The sequence below is a fragment of the Undibacterium sp. Di27W genome (assembly GCF_049340345.1).
Taxonomy (GTDB): domain Bacteria; phylum Pseudomonadota; class Gammaproteobacteria; order Burkholderiales; family Burkholderiaceae_D; genus Undibacterium.
In genome coordinates this window covers 1-304 of the sequence record NZ_JBMPOS010000153.1, presented here as the reverse complement: position 1 = coordinate 304, position 304 = coordinate 1, and the positions used below count along the sequence as shown (strand labels likewise).

Here is a 304-nt window from a genome sequence, read left to right as displayed (position 1 = left end):
CAGTTTCCTTTGCGTGACATGGATGTCTTCATGCCAAATTGCTCCAGCAACTCCCTGTAACTCAGTGCGCAGTATTGGCTACCACGGTCTGAGTGATGAATCAGACCAGGCGGTGGTCGTTTATTGCTGACAGCCTTCCACAATGCTTTTGCTGTCAAGGCTTGTGTCATACGTTCTCCCATGGCATAGCCGACAATCTCGCAGGTATAGACATCCTTGATTCCTGCCAGATAAAGCCATCCTTCACCCGTGCTGATATAGGGGTGAGTAGACCATGGGGATTTCACCCACGGCCCCTCGCAGA

Annotated in this window: 1 protein-coding gene; it reads right to left on the bottom strand. The window is 51.3% G+C overall.

Features of this window, described 5'->3' with window-relative positions; all coding sequences use genetic code 11:
• Positions 1-304, bottom strand: a 304-nt coding sequence (locus ACO0LF_RS31710) for a DDE-type integrase/transposase/recombinase (RefSeq protein ID WP_423021425.1), incomplete at both ends; no start/stop codon positions are given.